This window comes from Streptomyces sp. ICC1, assembly GCF_003287935.1.
Classification (GTDB): domain Bacteria; phylum Actinomycetota; class Actinomycetes; order Streptomycetales; family Streptomycetaceae; genus Streptomyces; species Streptomyces tritrimontium.
In genome coordinates this window covers 2,317,349-2,336,301 of record NZ_CP030287.1, presented here as the reverse complement: position 1 = coordinate 2,336,301, position 18,953 = coordinate 2,317,349, and the positions used below count along the sequence as shown (strand labels likewise).

15 protein-coding genes are annotated in these 18,953 nt (G+C 70.9%); 9 read left to right on the top strand and 6 right to left on the bottom strand.

Going from position 1 to position 18,953, the window contains the following annotated elements; all coding sequences use genetic code 11:
* Positions 1 to 2: 2 nt before the first annotated feature.
* A complete protein-coding gene (locus DRB96_RS11075) occupies positions 3 to 1,868 on the bottom strand; it encodes a galactose oxidase early set domain-containing protein (protein WP_112448288.1) in 1,866 nt (621 codons plus the stop codon).
* 344 nt (positions 1,869 to 2,212) lie between these two features.
* Here DRB96_RS11075 and DRB96_RS11070 point away from each other — a divergent pair, with 344 nt between their 5' ends.
* Entirely contained in the window at positions 2,213 to 3,049 is an 837-nt protein-coding gene (locus DRB96_RS11070) for a PhzF family phenazine biosynthesis protein (protein ID WP_204357689.1), read from the top strand.
* A 918-nt stretch (positions 3,050 to 3,967) separates the two neighbouring features.
* Here the strand turns inward: DRB96_RS11070 and DRB96_RS11065 are convergent.
* Both DRB96_RS11065 and DRB96_RS42825 read right to left on the bottom strand, forming a co-directional pair.
* The gene (locus DRB96_RS11065; protein WP_112448286.1) at positions 3,968 to 4,468 is read right to left on the bottom strand and encodes a GNAT family N-acetyltransferase; all 501 of its coding nucleotides are present in this window, start codon (positions 4,466 to 4,468) and stop codon (positions 3,968 to 3,970) included.
* 88 nt (positions 4,469 to 4,556) lie between these two features.
* Positions 4,557 to 4,805, bottom strand: coding sequence for a hypothetical protein (locus DRB96_RS42825; RefSeq protein WP_112463265.1), 249 nt, complete (start codon positions 4,803 to 4,805; stop codon positions 4,557 to 4,559).
* A 259-nt stretch (positions 4,806 to 5,064) separates the two neighbouring features.
* On the opposite strand from DRB96_RS42825, the gene DRB96_RS11060 reads away from it, so the two are divergent.
* Both DRB96_RS11060 and DRB96_RS11055 read left to right on the top strand, forming a co-directional pair.
* The gene (locus DRB96_RS11060) at positions 5,065 to 6,375 is read left to right on the top strand and encodes a recombinase family protein (protein ID WP_112448285.1); all 1,311 of its coding nucleotides are present in this window, start codon (positions 5,065 to 5,067) and stop codon (positions 6,373 to 6,375) included.
* A gap of 35 nt (positions 6,376 to 6,410) precedes the next feature.
* Positions 6,411 to 7,214 carry an exodeoxyribonuclease III gene (locus tag DRB96_RS11055; RefSeq protein WP_112448284.1) on the top strand — a complete coding sequence of 268 codons (804 nt, stop codon included), beginning with the start codon at positions 6,411 to 6,413 and terminating at the stop codon, positions 7,212 to 7,214.
* Here the strand turns inward: DRB96_RS11055 and DRB96_RS11050 are convergent.
* On the bottom strand, positions 7,196 to 7,867 hold the full coding sequence (locus DRB96_RS11050) for a MerR family transcriptional regulator (RefSeq protein WP_112448283.1): 672 nt from the start codon (positions 7,865 to 7,867) through the stop codon (positions 7,196 to 7,198). The two genes, DRB96_RS11055 and DRB96_RS11050, sit on opposite strands and share 19 nt — an antisense overlap.
* Positions 7,868 to 8,088: 221 nt before the next feature.
* Here DRB96_RS11050 and DRB96_RS11045 point away from each other — a divergent pair, with 221 nt between their 5' ends.
* The 4 genes from DRB96_RS11045 to DRB96_RS43730 all read left to right on the top strand — a co-directional run bounded on the left by DRB96_RS11045 (position 8,089) and on the right by DRB96_RS43730 (position 11,788).
* The gene (locus DRB96_RS11045) at positions 8,089 to 9,666 is read left to right on the top strand and encodes an NAD(P)/FAD-dependent oxidoreductase (RefSeq protein ID WP_112453334.1); all 1,578 of its coding nucleotides are present in this window, start codon (positions 8,089 to 8,091) and stop codon (positions 9,664 to 9,666) included.
* Entirely contained in the window at positions 9,663 to 10,652 is a 990-nt protein-coding gene (locus DRB96_RS11040; protein WP_112448282.1) for an alpha/beta hydrolase, read from the top strand. Before DRB96_RS11045 ends, DRB96_RS11040 begins: the two co-directional genes overlap by 4 nt.
* A complete protein-coding gene (locus tag DRB96_RS11035) occupies positions 10,649 to 11,533 on the top strand; it encodes an SDR family oxidoreductase (RefSeq protein WP_112448281.1) in 885 nt (294 codons plus the stop codon). The genes DRB96_RS11040 and DRB96_RS11035 overlap by 4 nt, the downstream gene beginning before the upstream one ends.
* 78 nt (positions 11,534 to 11,611) lie before the next feature.
* Entirely contained in the window at positions 11,612 to 11,788 is a 177-nt protein-coding gene (locus DRB96_RS43730) for a hypothetical protein (protein ID WP_204357688.1), read from the top strand.
* Between the two features lie 120 nt (positions 11,789 to 11,908).
* Here the strand turns inward: DRB96_RS43730 and DRB96_RS11030 are convergent, their stop codons facing one another.
* On the bottom strand, positions 11,909 to 15,214 hold the full coding sequence (locus tag DRB96_RS11030; protein WP_112448280.1) for a S41 family peptidase: 3,306 nt from the start codon (positions 15,212 to 15,214) through the stop codon (positions 11,909 to 11,911).
* Between the two features lie 207 nt (positions 15,215 to 15,421).
* On the opposite strand from DRB96_RS11030, the gene DRB96_RS11025 reads away from it, so the two are divergent.
* On the top strand, positions 15,422 to 16,012 hold the full coding sequence (locus DRB96_RS11025) for a TetR/AcrR family transcriptional regulator (protein WP_112448279.1): 591 nt from the start codon (positions 15,422 to 15,424) through the stop codon (positions 16,010 to 16,012).
* 154 nt (positions 16,013 to 16,166) lie between these two features.
* Positions 16,167 to 18,392, top strand: coding sequence for an MMPL family transporter (locus DRB96_RS11020; protein ID WP_112448278.1), 2,226 nt, complete (start codon positions 16,167 to 16,169; stop codon positions 18,390 to 18,392).
* A 126-nt stretch (positions 18,393 to 18,518) separates the two neighbouring features.
* Here the strand turns inward: DRB96_RS11020 and DRB96_RS11015 are convergent, their stop codons facing one another.
* Entirely contained in the window at positions 18,519 to 18,953 is a 435-nt protein-coding gene (locus DRB96_RS11015) for an SsgA family sporulation/cell division regulator (protein ID WP_112448277.1), read from the bottom strand.

Below are 18,953 nucleotides of genomic sequence, written 5' to 3'. Positions count from 1 at the left end.
GCCTAACTCTCCGCTCCGAGCTGAATCCACTTGGCCATGCTGGGCACGCCCTCCTCGTTGAGCAGGAAGAGCATGTAGAAGCCGGGCGGGGCCGCGGCTGCCGACGGCGGGGCCTGCAGTTCGATCGCCCGGCCGCCGCGGCTCTTGATCCGCAGCTCAAGGTGGCGCTGGCTGGTGTTCACCGAGTGCGTCGCGGTCGTGGGCGCGAGCAGGACGGCGCGCTTGACGTCGTCGGGTGTGCTGCTGAACACCACCCACTTGCCGTCGTAGGCGGGCGCGCTGGACGTCATGGACGACAGGTCGGGGCGACTGCCGTTCTTCAGGTAGGCAGGCTCGTAGATCTCGATGCTGCCGTTCATGTCGTCCTTGATGTTCGGGTCGTTGGCGATCTGCTGGAGCTCATCACCCGTGATCATGATCCGGCCGTCGGGCATGACCACCGCGTTGGAGTGGTAGCCGCGCGGCAGTCGCTGGACCGGGCCGAGCCTCCAGTCGCCCTCCGCGTTCCGCGTTTCGATCTGGCGGTACTTCAGGTCCGCGTTGGGGTTCTTGTCGCCGTTGCCGTAGTCGCGGATGTCGAAGGCGCCATTGACAGTGAGCAGGTCGCCGTCCGGGAGGAGGAGGGTGTTGTCCTGCGTACGGCCGAAGGCCCGGGGCGAGGCGGTCTTCCACTTGCCGCCGGAGAGCTGGTACGTGTTCGGGTCGTCCCGGTCCCCGCCGAGGATCAGTACGGAGTCCGGGCCCCTGAACCCGCCGGGCAGCGGAACCGCCGAGCCGTAGTTGCGGAATTCGGCCTTGTCGGGCCGCGCGGGCAGGTCCGACCGGGTCTCCTTGACCGGGTCGAAGAGCCACTGCTGGTCGCGGTTGCGGCCGAGTCCGTAGATCTTGCCGTCGCGCAGCGAGAACAGATGCGGGTAGTCCCTCTTGAACGGGGCGTCCACCTTGAACCGGTCCACCGGGACGTCTCTGGGGATGTCGGTCGTGCGCGTCGGGGACAGACGGCTGCCGGGACCCATTTTGGCCGGGAAGCGCTCCACGATCGGGGTGGGAGTGCCCCAGCCGAGCTCGGACTGCCCGGACATGATCAGCTGGCGGCCGTCGGCGCCGGTGACGACCGACGGGTACCAGCGGCCGACCGCCATGTCCTCGTTCATCGCCCATGTCTCGGTCCACGGGTCGAAGACCAGCGACAGCTTGGCGCCGGTGCCGCCGTTGCCGCCGAGGTTGCCGCCGAACACCCCGAGCATGCCGTTGGGCAGGAACGAGTGTCCGGCGCAGAAGAACGGCGCGGGGCGTGAGACGTTGAGGCCGTCCGGCATGTTGACGGACGGCGGCGTGACCTTCGTGAACGCGGCCGGTCCGGTACCCAGCGCCGGGTTCCACAGGTACGCGCGGCCCGCGTTCTCCTTGCCGATGATCTGGGTGGGCGCGGGCTCCTTCGTGGGATTGGTCTCGATCCGTTCGAAGGAGAACAGCAGCACCTTGCCGGTGGGCAGCTGGGCAATGTGGGCGGCGAAGTCGGGAGAGTCGAAGTACTCCTTGAACTCGCCGAATTCCCTCGGGTCGAAGGCAGCGTTCGCCGCTGCCTGCGATTCGGTGAGCGCCTTGAGGCGCGCCGTGCGGGTGGTCTGCGGATAGTCGTCGAGGGCTTGGGCCAGCTGCCGGGTCGTGGCGTGGGCCTGGGCGTGGTCCTTGCCGAGGACCGTCGCCTCGTCGGGCTCGACGTCGGCCTTCGCCCCATGGCCGTCGTGGACAACGGCAGCCTGGTCGTGCGCGACGGACGGCGCGGCGGACAGAAGGGTTGTGCTGGCCAGGGCGGAGATGACGGCACAGGCCGAGATCACCGCAGACAGTCGCTTGCGGGACATTGGGCTCCTCGTAGCGGGGGACACTGTGATCGCTGACAGTGACAGATGACCACAAGGAGTGACAATGCGCACGTAAGTACGGCGAGTGCACGGTCAGGCCCACCCGTGTGGGCCGCTGGGAAGCCGGCTTGTTCGCGGCCTCGCGCGAGCCGGGGCGGGCGACGTTGCACTTGTGCCGACCGGGCATTCTTCTGCCGAGCGGGTGATCGTCTGGTCGGCCGTGAATATCTGTGGGGCGCGCGGGCAATCACGGGTGGGCGACCCGGCCGGTTGTCCCTGGGACGGGAGAGACGTTCCGAGAGCTGCTGTTGCCCCGAGGCTCCGCGGCCGCGTCGACTGGAACGGTGCCCAACGACAACCCCAGGGAGAACCGCGTCATGCCTGCTCCTGTACCCCCCATTGGCCCTGCCACCGACGTCGACAGCATCCCGGTCCACGTCCTGAGAGTGTTCACCGACGAGGAAGGCGGCTTCGGCAACCCGCTCGGTGTAGTGCTGCACGCCGAGGGCCTGGATTCCGACCGCCGACAGCGGATTGCCGCCGAGCTCGGCTACAGCGAGACGGTCTTCGTCGACGACCTCGACCGAGCGCGACTGCAGATCTTCACTCCCGCCGTGGAGGTGCCCATGGCCGGCCACCCACTGGTGGGCATCTCCTGGATGCTGACCGAGGTGACCGGCCGTCAGCCCGAGGTGCTACGGCCGGTCCACGCGTCAGAGGTGACGACCTGGCGTGCCGCCGACGTCACCTGGATCCGCGCCCGGCTCAGCGACGCTCCGCCGTGGGAACACATCCAGTCGGCTGACGCGGCGGCCGTCGAGGGGCTTCCGTCACCTGCGGCGCCCGAGTACGACGCCACCCAGATGAGCTTGTACGCCGACAACTGGGCGCCCGTCCTGCCCGTCGCCGTCGAGAACGGTGTGCCGCCCCTCGCTCCTGGCACCGGATACCTCGATCGACATGATCGCGACCGCCGACATCGGCGCGTTCGTCGCAGGCTCCCTCCTCCATCCATCCCAGGGCCTGCGGGTCAGGTCCGTCGCCGGACCGCAGCGGTACTCGCCCCAGGACATCGCCTCAACGCTGGCCGAGTTGACCGTCTTCAGGGCGTCCCCGATGGAGTGGCACCCCTGAGGACCATGAGAGGCCATCCGATCCGGCCCCCGGAATGCCGTGCTTGATCGCACGCCGTGCGCGGGAACGCCATTGCCGGATCACTCAAGGGTGATGGGACCGTCGGGTAGCCAGCCGTCGAGATAGCCGTCAACCAGGGTTGCGGTGGTGTCGAGATACGGTTCCCGCAGGAGGGGGCCGAGGGATGCGCGCGGTGTCCACACCGCAATCCGGTCGGGCCGACCGGCCCGGACAGGACCCCCAGGTGGGGAAGGGCCTGCGCGGGCAATGAAGACGTGCTCCTCCACGCGAGCCAGGAACGTGCCCGCCGGTGGAGGCGCCCAGCGTCGCCCTACGACGGTTCCCCATCGCATGTCCCGATCGCCGAAGCGGCTCGCCGCGAGCCGGGCGGCCGCCTGGCTGTACGGCTCCAGCGGCTGGACGGTGCACTGCGGCAGTGCCCATCGCCATGGCGAGGAAGCAGGCTGGGGAAACAGCGCAACCCGCTGGGCGTCGTCGATCGCGACAAGGGTGACAAGGCGGCTGAAGCGAGGAGCGGGAAGGCGCATAGGGACAGCGTCGTCATCGGCTGCACAAATAGCCACCCGGGCGGGCCGGACGGGCGCTGTCACGCCCTGGTGAGGCCCCTTCGGAGTTCAACGAGGTGATCACTGCGCCCTGACCCTTCGTCTCGCGGCTGGACAAGCGCGGGCAAGGCTTACGTGCATCTGGCATCTACCTGGGAAATCGCATTTCCGGGACTGGGAAGCCCGCTCGGAACCTCCGTGTATCCCCAGCTCACCCCCACCCGCGAACGGCCCACAAACGACAGTTCGCGAGTAGCTCTCGTGGACGTCATGAGATCCCGTCCGGTCGGAAGACCGGGCGGGATCTTCTGCGTTCCCGGACGTCCGGCCGGCGGGCCCGTGCACCGGTGCGGAGTTCAGAGCGCGGTCTGAGGTCCGGCACCGGCACCGGCCGGCGGGCTACGCGGGGTTCAGCGGCTTCGTCATGCAGCGGCTGGAGTCGTGGAAGCGGTAGTGGCCGAACTTGGCCGCCGCCATGGCGTAGCCCTCGGAGAGGTAGAGGGCGATGGCCTCCGGCTGCTGGTCGCCCGTTTCCAGGACCATGCGGACGCGGCCGGCCGCGCGGGCGTCCGCCTCCAGGGCGGCCAGGATGCGGCGGGCCAGGCCCAGGCCACGGGCCTCGGGCACCACGTACATGCGCTTCAGCTCGGCGTCGCCGTCCGCGTAGCCCTCCTCGCCCTGCTCCTGGCCGCGCCAGCCGCCGCTGGCTATCGGCGCGCCCGAAGCGTCGTAGGCGAGCAGGTAGAGGCCCCTAGGCGGGGCGAACATCGCGGGGTCGAGGAAGGTGACATCGCCCTCGCCCTCGTAGCGCTCCTGGTACTCGATCTGCACTTGGTCGTTGAGCTTGACCGCGTCCGGGTGGTCGTACGACACGGCGCGGAGCTGGATCTCCTGAGACATCCGAACATCGTACGGAACACGCCCGTGTGATGCGGCCCGCGCCGAGGCTCAGGCCAGCGCACAGTGGGCACCCCTCGGGGGTCGCGTGCTACTTGCCCTTGAGGATTTGATCGACGCGTCCAGTCGAGAGGCTGAGTTGCTCGCCGATCTCTCGCAGCTTGAGTGTCTTGCGTAGCTCGGTCACCTCGTCCGCGCGGATTTTTCGCAGGTCCGCTTGTCCGTCCCGAAGGGCACCAAGGAGTTCGGTTGCGGCGACGGCACGCCCTACCCCAGCGGGCATGGCGCGCACGGCTTCGATGGCCGCTCGGAGCAGAGCGGCAGGGGCCTTTGTGTCCATGTCATAGATTCTAGCCCCCTTGAATATTTTTCTAGGGCTCTATAAAGTGGTCGCCCGGGAGGGTGTCGCGAGGGAGCCGACGCGACGTGAGTCTCAGCAAACAAGGGAGGGGCGCACATGATGCGTGCACTGGTCCGCCATCGAGAGGGCCGGCGGAGCGAACCGGGCGGGGTCGGCTGGTGACGGCACTGGCCGACGTCGAAATCCCTGACGGCCCGCCCAGGCTTGAGCCCTACGTCGGCTACATCCGGGTCTCGACGTGGAAGGAAGATCGGCAACCCAGCAGGTCGACGCCCGGACGGCAACCGGCCGCCTCCAGCGGGGCATCCTGTTCGAGTTCGCGGCCTACGAGTCCGACAAGCTTGGCGAGCAGTGGCGCGAGACTCACGATCACCGCCGCTACAAGCTGGGGCTTCCCGCGACCGGCCGGCCCCGCGCCGGCTACGTCTGGCATCCGCGCCGTCTGCCCGACGGAAAGGGCGGTTGGACGGTCCAGAAAGAGCGGTATGAACCCGGCGGTGGTGGCGACGGGGCCGCGTACGCGGAGGCATACCGCCGGTACGTCGGAGGCGCTTCGTACTACGCCCTATGCGGTTGGCTCAACACGCACGGGTACCTGACCGTGCGAGGCAACCCGTGGAGCGTCCAAGTCCTCACGCGCTACATGGACTCCGGATTCGCGGCTGGCCTGCTCCGCGTGCACGACACGAAATGCACCTGTGAGCACACCAACAACTGCCCGAACCACATCTTCATCCCCGGCGCCCACGAGGAACTCATCGCGCCGGAGCTGTGGCAGCAGTACCAGGAAGAGCGAGCGAGGAGGGGGAGGAGAATGCCACCGGGCTCCGTCAAACCGCTGTACCCACTCACCAACCTTGCCAAGTGCGATCACTGCCGTGGTACCGCACCGGTGGAGTCGGGGGAGCGCAAGGGGTTGGACGGACGGAAGCAGCTCATCCGTGGGTACTCCTACTGCTGCGGCCGACGCTCGGTAACGAGCACGCACGGGTGTTCCGGCTTCTGGGTTCGACGGTCCATCGTCGAGGCCGACCTGTACGACTGGATCGCCCGCGAAGCCGCGGCCGGATTCGACGCCGCACCGGCCGTCCCGCATCAGCGCCCGACGGAGCAGGACGACAGAGTGCGGGCAGCCAAGGAACGTGTCCGCTTGCAGACCACGCTCGACAAGCTCGCCGCAGGCCTCACTCGGCTGCGCGCCGATCACGCCATCAACCCGGACGACTACGCAGAAGGAGAGTACGAATCGGCCCGTGACCGTATCAAGGAGCAGCAGAACGTCACGACCGCCCTCCTCGAAAAGGTCGCCGGAGCCGAGGCAACCCCCGATCGAGCAGACTTCGAACCGCTGATCTTCGGACTGGCGCAGGAGTGGGACAGCCTCCTGAACGCTGAAAAGAACGCCCTGCTCAAACAACTCGTTCGCCGAGTTACCTTTCGCCGACACGACGGAGGGGACGTCGTAGTGGCCATTCACCCTCTGTGGGAACCGGACCCGTGGGCCGGCGGCGATGAGACGTCCAGCCTTGCAGAGGCCCCCGAGGGGTAGGCTGCTTCCGTTTTGTGCGATGTGGGGAGCATGTCTTGATCACTGTGACGTCCGTGAATGTGAATGGGATCCGCGCCGCCGCCAAGAAGGGGTTCTCCCCGTGGCTGGCCGGATCGGACGCCGACGTCGTCTGCCTGCAGGAAGTGCGGGCCGAGGAGGGGCAGATTCCGCAGGAGGTGCGGGAGCCCGAGGGGTGGCACACCGCGTTCGCGCCGGCCGCCGCCAAGGGGCGCGCCGGGGTCGCGCTCTACACGCGCCGGGAGCCGGAGCGGGTGCAGGTGGGATTCGGGAGCGCGGAGTTCGACGACTCCGGGCGGTACCTGGAGGCCGACCTGCCGGGCGTCACCGTCGCCAGCCTCTACCTGCCCTCCGGCGAGGCCGGGACCGAGAAGCAGGACGAGAAGTACCGGTTCATGGCGGAGTTCCTGCCCTACCTGCGGGACCTCAAGGCGCGGGCCGCCGCAGACGGGCGGGAGGTCGTCGTCTGCGGCGACTGGAACATCTGCCACCGGGAAGCCGACCTGAAGAACTGGAAGACCAACCGGAAGAACGCCGGCTTCCTGCCCGAGGAGCGCGAGTGGCTCGGCGAGGTGTACGACACCGCCGGGTACGTGGACGTCGTGCGCGGCCTGAACCCCGACACCGAGGGGCCGTACTCCTGGTGGTCCTACCGCGGGCGGGCCTTCGACAACGACGCCGGCTGGCGCATCGACCTCCAGGTGGCCACGCCCGGGCTGGCCGCCAAGGCCGTCAAGGCCTTCGTGGAGCGGGCCGAGACGCACCCCGAGCGGTGGTCCGACCACGCCCCCGTGACCGTGGTCTACGAGCTCGGGGTCTGACCGGGGGGCTGCGCCGGCCGCGGCGGGCGCAGCCGGTCCATCGCCATCGTGAGCTCGGCCTCGACCACGCTCTTGGCCAGGGGGCGCAGCCGCTCGACCGCCTCCTCGGAGATGTGCGCGGAGATGAGCTCCGCGAACAGCACCGCCATCGCGTCCGCGTGCTCGCGCACCCGGCGGCCCGCCTCCAGGACGGCCGCGAGGGGCACGCCCTCGCGGACCAGCGCCGAGGAGACGTCGAGCAGCCGGCGGCTGACGTGGACGATCTCCTCGCCGTCGGTGGCGAGGTAGCCGAGGTCGAGCGAGGCCGCCAGGTTCTCCGGGGTGACCTCGCCCTCGAAGTAGTCGGCGAGGGCCTCGGGCGACAGCCGGACCGGGGTCTCCTCCGACCAGCCCATGCCGAGCAGCTCGCCGAGCTGGCCGACGTCGCGGCCCTTCTCGAAGGCGACGGTCAGCTCGGCTATTCCGCCCAGGGTGTGGCCGCGCTCCAGCAGGGCGGCGACGGTGCGCAGCCGGGCCAGGTGGTGGTCGTCGTACCAGGCGATGCGGCCCTCGCGGCGGGGCGGCGGCAGGAGCTTGCGCTCCCGGTAGAAGCGCAGGGTGCGTACGGGTATGCCGGCGGCCTCGGCCAGCTCCTCCGTGCGGTATTCGCGCACTGTGGTCCCTGCTCCCGTTGATCGCGCTGCGTCCTGCGCTGCGTCCTGCGTCGCGTTGTCCGGCACGTGCGCAGCCTAGGGCTTGGGGCCGTACCCGCAGTAACTTTCCCGGCGCGACCCCTACCCATGAGTACGGAGCTGCTCTACTCTCCCGATTGTGCCAGTGATTGCTGGCAACGTGACAACGTGGGCATCCGAAGGCGGCGGGCATGGGCGGTGGCATGGACGGGCGCGAGCACGTACGAGTGGCGGTGATCGGCTCCGGATTCGGCGGGCTGGGCGCCGCGGTGCGGCTGCGGCGCGAGGGGATCACGGACTTCGTCGTCCTGGAGCGCGCCGATTCCGTCGGGGGCACCTGGCGCGACAACAACTACCCCGGGTGCGCCTGCGACGTGCCGTCCCACCTCTACTCCTTCTCCTTCGCTCCCAATCCGGACTGGCCGCGGACCTTCTCCGGGCAGCCCGCCATCCGGGAGTACCTGGAGCACGTGGCCGACACCTTCGGGCTGCGCCGCCACATCCGCCTCGAGCACGAGGTGCGGATGATGCGCTGGGACGCGGACGAGCTGCGCTGGGAGATCGAGACCTCCGGCGGGGACCTCACCGCCGACGTGGTCGTCTCCGCCACCGGGCCGCTGTCCGACCCGAAGATGCCGGAGATCCCCGGGCTCGCCAAATTCCCCGGCAAGGTCTTCCACTCCGCCCGCTGGGACCACGACTACGACCTGCGCGGCAAGCGCGTCGCAATGATCGGCACCGGCGCCTCCGCCATCCAGATCGTGCCCGCGATAGCCCCGGAGGTGGAGCGCCTCACGCTGTTCCAGCGCACCCCGCCGTGGGTGATGCCGCGCACCGACCGGGCGATCTCCTCCGTGGAGCGCTGGCTGCACCGCCAGCTCCCCTTCACCCGGGCGGCGCGCCGCGGGCTGCTGTGGGGGCTCCGCGAGCTCCAGGTCAGCGCCTTCACCAAGCGGCCGAACCAGCTCGGGCTGATCGAGTCCCTCGCCAAGGCCAACATGGGGCGCTCGATCAAGGACCCGGCGCTGCGGGCCAAGCTGACGCCCTCGTACCGTATCGGCTGCAAGCGGATCCTGCTCTCCAGCGAGTACTACCCGGCGCTCGCGCGGCCCAACGTGGACCTGGTCGCCTCCGGGCTGAAGGAGATCCGGGGCTCGGTCCTGGTCGCCGCAGACGGCACCGAGACCGAGGCCGACGCGATCGTCTTCGGCACCGGCTTCCACGTCACGGACATGCCGATCGCCGACCGGGTGGTGGGCGCGGAGGGCAAGACCCTCGCGGAGGTGTGGAAGGACGGGATGCAGTCGCTGCGCGGGGCCACCGCGGCCGGCTTCCCGAACTGGATGACGATCATCGGTCCGAACACCGGGCTCGGGAACAGCTCGATGATCCTGATGATCGAGTCCCAGCTGAACTACATGGCCGACTACATGCGCCAGCTCGGCGTCCTGGGGGGCCGGGTCGCGCTCGCCGCCAGGCCCTCGGCCGTCAACACCTGGAACCGGCAGGTCCAGGCGCGGATGGAGCGCACCGTCTGGAACACCGGCGGCTGCACCAGCTGGTACCTGGACGCGCAGGGGCGCAACACCACCGTCTGGCCGGGGACCACCGGGGAGTTCCGCAAGGAGACCCGGAGCGTGGACCTGGGCGAGTACGAGGTCGTACGCCATCGGGAGCGCGAGGCGGTCCCGGTGGCCGCCGCCCCGGCCAAGGCCCCCGCCAAGGCCCCCGTCAAGGCCCCGGCCGAGACGCCCGCTTCCGCCGGGGAGGGCGCCGCGTGAGCCGCCTGACGCACGTCACGGCCGGGCCCTACGCCCCGCCGGCCGCCCGCCGCGAGCTGGTCGCCACCTCCGCCGACGGCTCCCGCCTGCACGTCGAGGTGCATGGCGAGGACGGGGCTCCGGCGGTCGTGCTCGCGCACGGCTGGACCTGTTCCACCGCCTTCTGGGCCGCGCAGATACGGGCCCTGGCCACCGGTCACCGGGTCATCGCCTACGACCAGCGCGGCCACGGGCGCAGCCCGGCCGCCGCGGGCTACAGCACCACCGCCCTCGCCGACGACCTGGTCGCCGTCCTCTCCGCCACCCTCGGACCCGGCGAGAAGGCCGTGGTCGCGGGCCACTCCATGGGCGGGATGACGATCATGGCCGCCGCCGGCCGGCCGGAGTTCGCCGAGCACGCCGCGGCCGCGCTGCTGTGCAGCACCGGCAGTGGCCGGCTGGTCGAGGAGGCGCTGGTCCTGCCGATCCGCCCCGGGCGCGCGAGGACCCGTATCACCGGGGCGGTCCTGGGATCCCGGGCACCGCTGGGTCCCGTCACCCCCGTCGGCAAGGCGGTGCTGAAGTACGCCACGATGGGCCCGGGCTCCGCGCCCGACAAGGTCGAGGCCTGCGCCCGGATCGTCCACTCCTGCCCCACGGCCGTGCGCCACGCGTGGTCCGCGGTGCTGGCGGGGCTCGACCTCGGGGCGGGGCTGGCGGCCCTGACCGTACCCACCGCCGTCATCGGCGGCACGAACGACCGGCTGACGCCGATCGTGCACGCCCGGGGGCTCGCGGCCGCGCTGGCGAACTGCGTGGGGCTCACCGAGCTGACCGGCATGGGGCACATGACCCCGGTCGAGGCTCCGGAGGCCGTCACCGAAACCCTGCGCGGGCTCGTGGCGCAGTTCGTCGGTCCTCGCCCCCCTGTCGGTCAGCCCGGCGTCGGTCAGCCCGGCGTCAGTCAATCCAGTGTCAGTCAGCCCGCGAAGGAGAAGACGCCGTGAGTGCTCGCAGGAGTCTGGAAGGCCAGGTCGCCGTCGTCACGGGCGCCGCCCGGGGGGTCGGCGAGCTGCTCGCCCGCAAGCTGTCCGCGCGCGGGGCGAAGGTGGCCCTCGTCGGCCTGGAGCCCGAGGCCCTCAAGGAGGTCTCCGAGCGGCTGCACACCGAAAGCGACCACTGGTACGCGGACGTCACCGACCACGAGGCCATGGCCCGGGTCGCGCAGGAGGTCAAGCAGCGCTTCGGCAAGGTCGACATCGTCGTCGCCAACGCGGGGGTGGCCGCGGGCGGTCCCTTCGGCGACTCCGACCCCGTCGCCTGGCGCCGGGTCATCGAGGTCAACCTCATCGGCGGCGCCGTCACCGCCCGCGCCTTCCTGCCCGTGCTGATGGAGAGCCGCGGCTACTTCCTGCAGATAGCCTCGCTCGCCGCGATCACCCCGGCGCCGATGATGACCGCGTACTGCGCCTCCAAGTCCGGGGTCGAGGCCTTCGCCCACTGCCTGCGCGCCGAGGTCGGCTACAAGGGCGTCAAGGTCGGCGTCGGCTATCTGTCCTGGACCGACACGGACATGGTGCGCGGGGCCGACCAGGACGAGGTGATGCGCGAACTGCGCCAGCGGCTGCCGTGGCCCTCGAACCGGACCTACCCGCTGGGGCCGGCCGTCGACCGGATCGTGGCGGGCATCGAGCGGCGCTCCCCGCACGTGTACGCGCAGTGGTGGCTGCGCGGCATGCAGGGGGTCCGCGGGTACCTGCCCGGGATCATCGCGACGGTCGGACAGCGCGAGATGAAGCGGTTCGAGCCTCGACTGGCCAGTGTTTCCAAGGGGCTTGTGGGGGCCGGCGGGGCGGCGGACGAGCAGGAGCGCACCCAGAGCCGCTGACCGGAATGCGAGGAATGTTCGTCTGTGCAAGCCTGGTCGGGTTCCCGTTGACGAACACCGCATCAGGAGTGAGGACACATGGGCATCAGGGACCAGTTCCAGGACAAGGCGAAGGACCTCGCGGAGCGGGCGAAGGCCGCGGCCGCGGGCAAGCAGGACGAGGCGTCCGAGCGCACGTCGCAGGCCGTGGACCGGGCCAGGGAGCAGGCCGGGGACAAGCCTCGCGACACCTTCGACGAGAATTTCGACAAGTAGTGACGAGCAGCGACCAGTAGCGCTACTGAGCGACAGTCGAGGGGTGCGACCCGCCGTTCCCGGGCCGCACCCCTTTCGCATGCCCCGCGGCGGCAGCTTCGGGGGCATGCGCCCGCGGGATCAGCCCCGCGGCGGCAGCTTCGGCCGCCGCCGGTCCGGTACGTCCGTGTAGCCGGGCGGCACCGCCGCCGGATCCTGTTCCAGCAGCTCCAGCGCCAGGTTCACGGCGTCGTCCATCTGCGCGTGCCGTCCCTCGGCCCAGTCGAGCGGGGTCCGCAGGATGGGCAGGTCGGGCTCCACGCCCTGGTTCTCCACCGACCAGCCGTACTCGGGGAACCACGCCGCGTTCATCGGCACCGTGATCACGGTGCCGTCGCCCAGGGTGTGCCGGCCGGTCATGCCGACGACCCCGCCCCAGGTGCGCTGGCCGATGACCGGGCCGAGCCCCAGCAGCTTGAAGGCCGCGGTGATCATGTCGCCGTCGGAGGAGGTCGCCTCGTCGGCCAGCGCCACGATCGGGCCCCGGGGCGCGTTGGAGGCGTAGGAGACCGGCTGCGCGTTGCGGGTCAGGTCCCAGCCGAGGATCGAGCGGGTCAGCTTCTCCACCACCAGCTCGCTGATGTGCCCGCCCGCGTTGCCGCGCACGTCCACGATCAGCGCGGGCTTCGACATCTCCGCCCGCAGGTCGCGGTTGAACTGCGCCCAGCCCGAGCCGCCCATGTCGGGGATGTGGAGGTAGCCGCACCGGCCGCCGCTGACCTCGCGGGCCACCGCGCGGCGCTTGGCCACCCAGTCCTGGTAGCGCAGCGGACGCTCGTCGATCAGCGGCACGACCGCGACCCGGCGGGCGCGGCCCTGTCCTTCCGCGGGCTCGAAGGTGAGCTCCACGGTGGTGCCGCCGGCCGCCGACAGCAGCGGGTACGGCCCGGTGACCGGGTCGACGGGCCGGCCGTCGACGTGGGTGAGGACCGCGCCCTCCCGGATGCCGGTGCCCGCGAGCGGGGAGCGGGCCTTGGAGTCGGAGGACTCGCCGGGCAGGATCCGGCCGACGACCCAGGCGCCGTCGCGGGGGAAGAGGTTGGCGCCGAGCAGGCCGATGGCCCGCTGGTAGTGCGGGGGGCCCTCGTTGCGGCGGGCGGGGGAGACGTAGGCGTGCGAGGTGCCGAGCTCGCCGAGGACCTCGCGCATCAGGTCGGCGAACTCGTCGGGGGAGGCGACCCGTTCGACCAGGGGTCGGTACTGGCGCAGTACGCCGTCCCAGTCGATGCCGCACATCTTCGGCTCCCAGAAGTACGCGCGGATGAGCCGCCCGGCCTCCTCGAAGGCCTGGCGCCATTCGGCCGCCGGGTCCACCTCGTGCAGGATGCGCCGCAGGTCCAGGTAGACGGTGGAGTCGGTGTCGCCCGACTCGGTCGCCGGGACCGCGCGCAGGTCCCCGTCGTCGTTGACGACGAGCCGGGTGCCGTCGCCGCTGACGGCGAACCAGTCCAGTCCGGAGGCCAGCTCCGTCTTGCGGGCCTTGGTGAGGTCGAAGTACTCCAGGGTCGGCTTGCCGCTGGTGTCGGCCGGATTGGCGAAGGTCTCGCCGAGCGCGCCGGAGATCGGCCAGCGCAGCCACACCAGCCCGCCGCCGTGCACCGGATACAGGGCCGAGTACTTGGACGCCGACACCGGGAAGGGGGTCACCCGGCTCTCGAGCCCCTCCACCTCCACCGTGACCGCGCCGTCGGCCGCCTCCGCTTCCCCCTCGACCGGGTCGAGCCCGCCCGCCGCCGGGCGGCCGTCGGGGGAGAAGGCGAAGGGCGAGGGGGTCGCCGAGGAGAGCGGCACCAGGTACGGGCGGCAGCCCAGCGGGAAGGACAGGTCGCCGGTGTGGACGTCGTACACGGGGTCGAAACCGCGCCACGACAGGAAGGCCAGGTAGCGCCCGTCCCGGGTGAAGACGGGGTTCTCGTCCTCGAAGCGGCCGTTGGTGACGTCCACGACGGTGTGGGCGCCGGGTCCGGAGATCCGGGCCATCTTGATCTGGCGCAGCGAGCGGCCGATGCCCGGGTGCGACCAGGTGAGCCAGCAGCCGTCGGGGGAGAAGGCGAGGTCGGTGACGGGCCCGTTGTCGGACCGGATCAGCTCGCTGGCCTCCCCGTTGGACTCCTCGGTTGCGTCGATGAGCAGCAGCCGCCCGTCGTTGGAGGCGATCGCGAGCCGCTCCCCGTCCGGATCGGAGAGCAGCTCCAGTACGCGGCCCAGCGCGCCGGAGGCGAGGCGGCGCGGCTCCCGGTCCCCCGAGGCCCGGGGCAGGTAGGCGATCTCGATCGCGTCCTCGCCCTCCGCGTCGGTCACGTACGCCACCTGCCCGCCGCTGCCGAGCATCTCGGGCAGACGGACCCGTACGCCCGGGGTGTCGGCGATGGTGCGGGCGGGCCCGTCGCGGTGCGTGAGCCAGTACAGGCTGCCGCGCACGACGACGGCGCTGGCCCGCCCGGTGGCGTCGACGGAGAGCGAGTCGACGTGGCTGGCGGCCGGGACCTGGTAGCTGCGGCGCCCCGCGCGGGGGCCGCCGAGGCGGACCTCCAGCTTGCGCGGGGAGGCGTCGGGGGCCAGTGAGTCGACGAGCCAGATGTCCCCGGCGCACTGGTAGACGACGCGGCGGCCGTCGCTGGAGGCGTGCCGGGCGTAGAACTCCGCGTGGTCGGTGTGCCGGCGCAGGTCCGTGCCGTCGGGCAGGCAGGAGTAGAGGTTGCCGATGCCCTCGTGGTCGGAGAGGAAGGCGATCCGGCCCTGCACGAACATCGGGGAGTCCAGGTGCCCCTCGATGCCCTCCAGCAGCCGCTCGCCGTGCAGCCAGAGCCGGCCGGTGGCGCCGCCGCGGTAGCGCTTCCACGCGGCGGGCTCGTGCGGCGGCTTGCCGCTGAGCAGCAGGGTGCGCCGCTCGGCGCCGCCCTCCGCGCCCGGACCGCCCGGGGCGTCGTCGTGGACGGCGATGTCGGAGACGGGGCCCCAGGGGAGCCGGCCGCCGGGGCTGCCGTCGGTGGGCAGGCTGTAGGCCCAGGAGAAGTAGGAGAAGGGCTGCCCGTGCGAGGAGACGGCCAGGATGTCGCTGCGGCCGTCCTTGTCGGGCGGGGTCCAGCCGCAGACCCGGGTGTCGGTGGAGCCCCAGTAGGTGAGGCGGCGGGCCGGGCCGCCCGACACCGGGGCCAGGTGGATCTCCGGGTCGAGGCTGCGCCAGGTGGTGAAGGCGATGTGCTTGCCGTCGGGGGAGAAGCGGGGGTGGCCGACCCGGGTGCGGTCGACGGTGATCCGCCAGGCACGGCCCGCCGGCGCTCCGGGGGGAACCAGGGGTGCGACCCAGAGGTCGTCCTCGGTGGCGAAGCACAGCACATCGTCGTGGAGATGGGGGAACCGGAGGTACGCCGCGTCGTGACTCACCCCCCAATGCTTTCCGTGCCGAGGGGGGCTGGCAACTCGTACAGGTGATCCATGCGCGTGTCGCGGGGGCGCCCGGAGGCGTTCAGCGGGTGACCGACACCACTGCCCAAGCGAAACGGAACGGTTTCGTTTCGCTTGACAGGGGGGTATGGTCTATCCGTACGAAACAGTTTCGTTCGGATGGAACGGTCGGGAGGAGGCGCCGAGATGGTCGAAGAAGTCATGTCGCGCCGCAGCCGGATCACCCCCGAGCGGGAAGCCGAACTCCACGGGGCGGTCCTCGACCTCCTGCGCGAAGTCGGCTACGAGGCGCTGACCATGGACGCGGTCGCCGCCCGTACGAAGTCCAGCAAGGCCACCCTCTACCGCCAGTGGGGGAGCAAGCCCGAGCTGGTCGCGAAGGCTCTGCGCTGCACCCAGCCGGTCTCCCTCCGGGAGATCGACACGGGCAGCCTACGCGGGGACTTCGGGGTCATGATCGAGAACTCCGACGACGCCCAGATGGCGAAGGACACCGCGCTGATGCGGGGCCTGACCCATGCGGTGCACGAGAGCCCCGAGCTCCACAAGGCGCTACGGGAATTGCTGGTCGACCCGGAGATCACCGGTCTGCAGGCGATGCTGCAGCGGGCGGTGGACCGAGGCGAGATCGCCCCGGACTGTCCGGCCCTGCCGTTCGTCCCGCACATGCTCATCGGGGCGTTCATCGCCCTTCCCCTCATCGAGGACCGGTCCGTCGACCGGAGCTTCCTCGGTGACTTCATCGATGCCGTGGTCCTCCCCGCCCTCGGCGTCTGATCCTCCCCACTGCTCCCCGCCGTCCCCGCTGTTCCGCCGAGGCGTCCCCGCGCCCGAGCTCGATTCCTGCTGCTCCTGACACGCCGCTCTCGTCGTCGGACCGGCATTCCATGCCCTGATTCCATCCCACGACCCGAACGGGAGAACCACCGACGTGGCCACCTTCCTTTACCGACTCGGCAGGGGTGCCTTCCGGCGCCGTCGATTCGTCGCCCTCCTCTGGGTGGCGCTGCTCTTCGTCGCAGGCTTCGGCGCGGCTTCCGCGTCCGCACCCACCTCAGGCTCGTTCTCCATACCCGGCACGGAGGCCCAGAAGGCCTTCGACCTGCTGGACCAGCGCTTCCCGGGGATGGCCGCCGACGGCGCCACCGCCCGCATCGTGATCAAGGCCCCGGCGGGCGAGAAGGTCGACTCGGCCGCGGTCAAGCCGCAGGTCGAGAAGATGGTCTCCGAGCTGAAGGACGGAGTCGGCCGGGACCAGATCGCCTCGGTCGCGAACCCCTTCGAGGCGCAGGCCGTGAGCCAGGACGGCTCCACCGCCTACATCAGCGTCAAGTACAAGGTCAGCTCCATGGAGCTGACGGACCCGACGCGTGAGGCCCTCAAGGAATCCGGCATCGAGGCGAAGGCCTCCGGCCTGAACGTCCAGATCGGCGGCGACGCCCTGATGGCGACCCCCGAGACCGGTTCCGGCGAGATCATCGGCATCGCCATCGCCGCGGTCGTCCTGGTCATCACCTTCGGCTCGCTGATCGCGGCCGGGCTGCCGCTGCTGACCGCGCTGATCGGCGTCGGCATCGGCATCTCCTCCATCACCGCGCTCGCCAACGTGCTGGACCTGGGCTCCACCACCTCCACCCTCGCGATGATGATCGGCCTCGCGGTCGGCATCGACTACGCGCTCTTCATCGTCTCCCGCTACCGCTCGGAGCTCGCCGAGGGCCGCGAGCGCGAGGAGGCCGCGGGCCGGGCCGTCGGAACCGCCGGCTCCGCCGTCGTCTTCGCCGGTCTGACCGTGGTCATCGCCCTCGTGGGCCTGGCCGTCGTCAACATCCCCATGCTCACCAAGATGGGCGCCGCCGCGGCCGGCACCGTGGTCATCGCCGTCCTCGTCGCCCTGACGCTGGTCCCCGCGCTCCTCGGGTTCGCCGGCAAGAAGGTGCTGCCGGCGGGCGCGAAGTCCAAGCTGTTCGGCAAGGGCAAGCCGGTCGCCGAGGGCGCCGAGCAGAAGCCCAACGGCGGCACCCGCTGGGCCCGCTTCATCCTGCGCCGCCCGGTCATGGTGCTGCTGGTCGCGGTCATCGGCCTCGGCGCCGTGGCCATCCCGGCCGGCAAGCTGGAGATGGGCCTGCCGGACGACGGCTCCCAGCCGGTGTCCACCACGCAGCGCCAGGCGTACGACCTGCTGTCCGAGGGCTTCGGCCCGGGCTTCAACGGCCCGCTGATGGTCGTCGTGGACGGCGACAAGGCGCTCGCGGACCAGACCGCCGAGCGGATCAAGGGCCTGGAGGGCGTGGCCGCGGTCACCCCGCCCGCGCTCAACAAGGAGGGCGACGCCGCCGTCATCACGGTCGTCCCGAAGGACCGCCCGTCCTCCGAGCAGACCGAGGCGCTGGTCCACGAGATCCGCGACGGCAGCGGGGACGAGGTCCTCGTCACCGGCGCCACCGCGATGAACATCGACTTCTCGCAGAAGATGAACGACGCGCTGCTGCCCTACCTGGCCCTCGTCGTCGGCCTCGCCTTCCTGCTCCTGATGCTCGTCTTCCGCTCGATCCTGGTCCCGCTCAAGGCGGCCCTCGGCTTCCTGCTCTCGGTGGTCGCCGCCCTCGGCGCCGTCGTCGCGGTCTTCCAGTGGGGCTGGCTCGGCTCGCTCTTCGGGGTGGAGCAGACCGGTCCGATCATGTCGATGATGCCGATCTTCATGGTGGGCGTCGTCTTCGGCCTGGCCATGGACTACGAGGTCTTCCTGGTCACCCGCATGCGTGAGGCGTACGTCCACGGCGAGCGGCCGGGCCAGGCCGTCGTGACCGGCTTCCAGTACAGCGCCCGGGTGGTCGTGGCCGCGGCCGTCATCATGATCGCGGTGTTCTCGGGCTTCATGGGCGCCACCGAGCAGATGGTCAAGATGATCGGCTTCGGCCTGGCCATCGCGGTCTTCTTCGACGCCTTCGTCGTCCGGATGACCATCGTCCCGGCCGTCCTCGCGCTGCTCGGCCACAAGGCCTGGTGGCTGCCGAAGTGGCTCGACCGGATCCTGCCGAACGTGGACGTGGAGGGCGAGAGCCTGCGCAAGCACCTCGGCGAGTCCGCCGACGGCGCCGACGGCTCCGACGGCTCCGAAGGCCCGGACAAGGACCGCGAGCTGGTCAACGTCTGAGCGTCCGAACGAAGGACCGGCCCCGCACCTCACCGGTGCGGGGCCGGTCCCGTTTCCGGTCCCGGTTCCGTTTCCGGTTCCGTCTCCGGTCCCGTCTCCGTTTCGGGCGGACGGCCGGGGCTCCGCCTAACGGGTGGCGGCGGGCGAGGGCGCGTACGCCCGGCGCAGGAAGCGGCGCAGCGCGGCGATGTCGAACTGGACCACCGCGACACCCTCGGGGGAGTGGAACTCGACGACGGCCTGGACGCGCCCGCAGGGCCAGACGCGCACGTCTCCGGTCCCGGTCGGCGCCTGGAGGCCGGCCTCCAGGAGGGCGCGGGGCAGGACCCACTCGTTGTCCGTGCCCTCGGGGGAGAGGTCCGCCGGGAAGACGATCCGGACGGCCAGGGGCTCGGTGGGGACGAAGCGCAGGGAAACCGGAATGGTCCGGTAGAGCGGGTCATCGGTGATCACGCGGGCGCGCACCCGCTCCTCGACGAAGGGCGCGGTCGCCGTGGCGGTGGACCCGCCGGCGGCCGTGGCGGTCGGGCCGGCGGGTGGATTCTCGGCGGTGGCTGACAT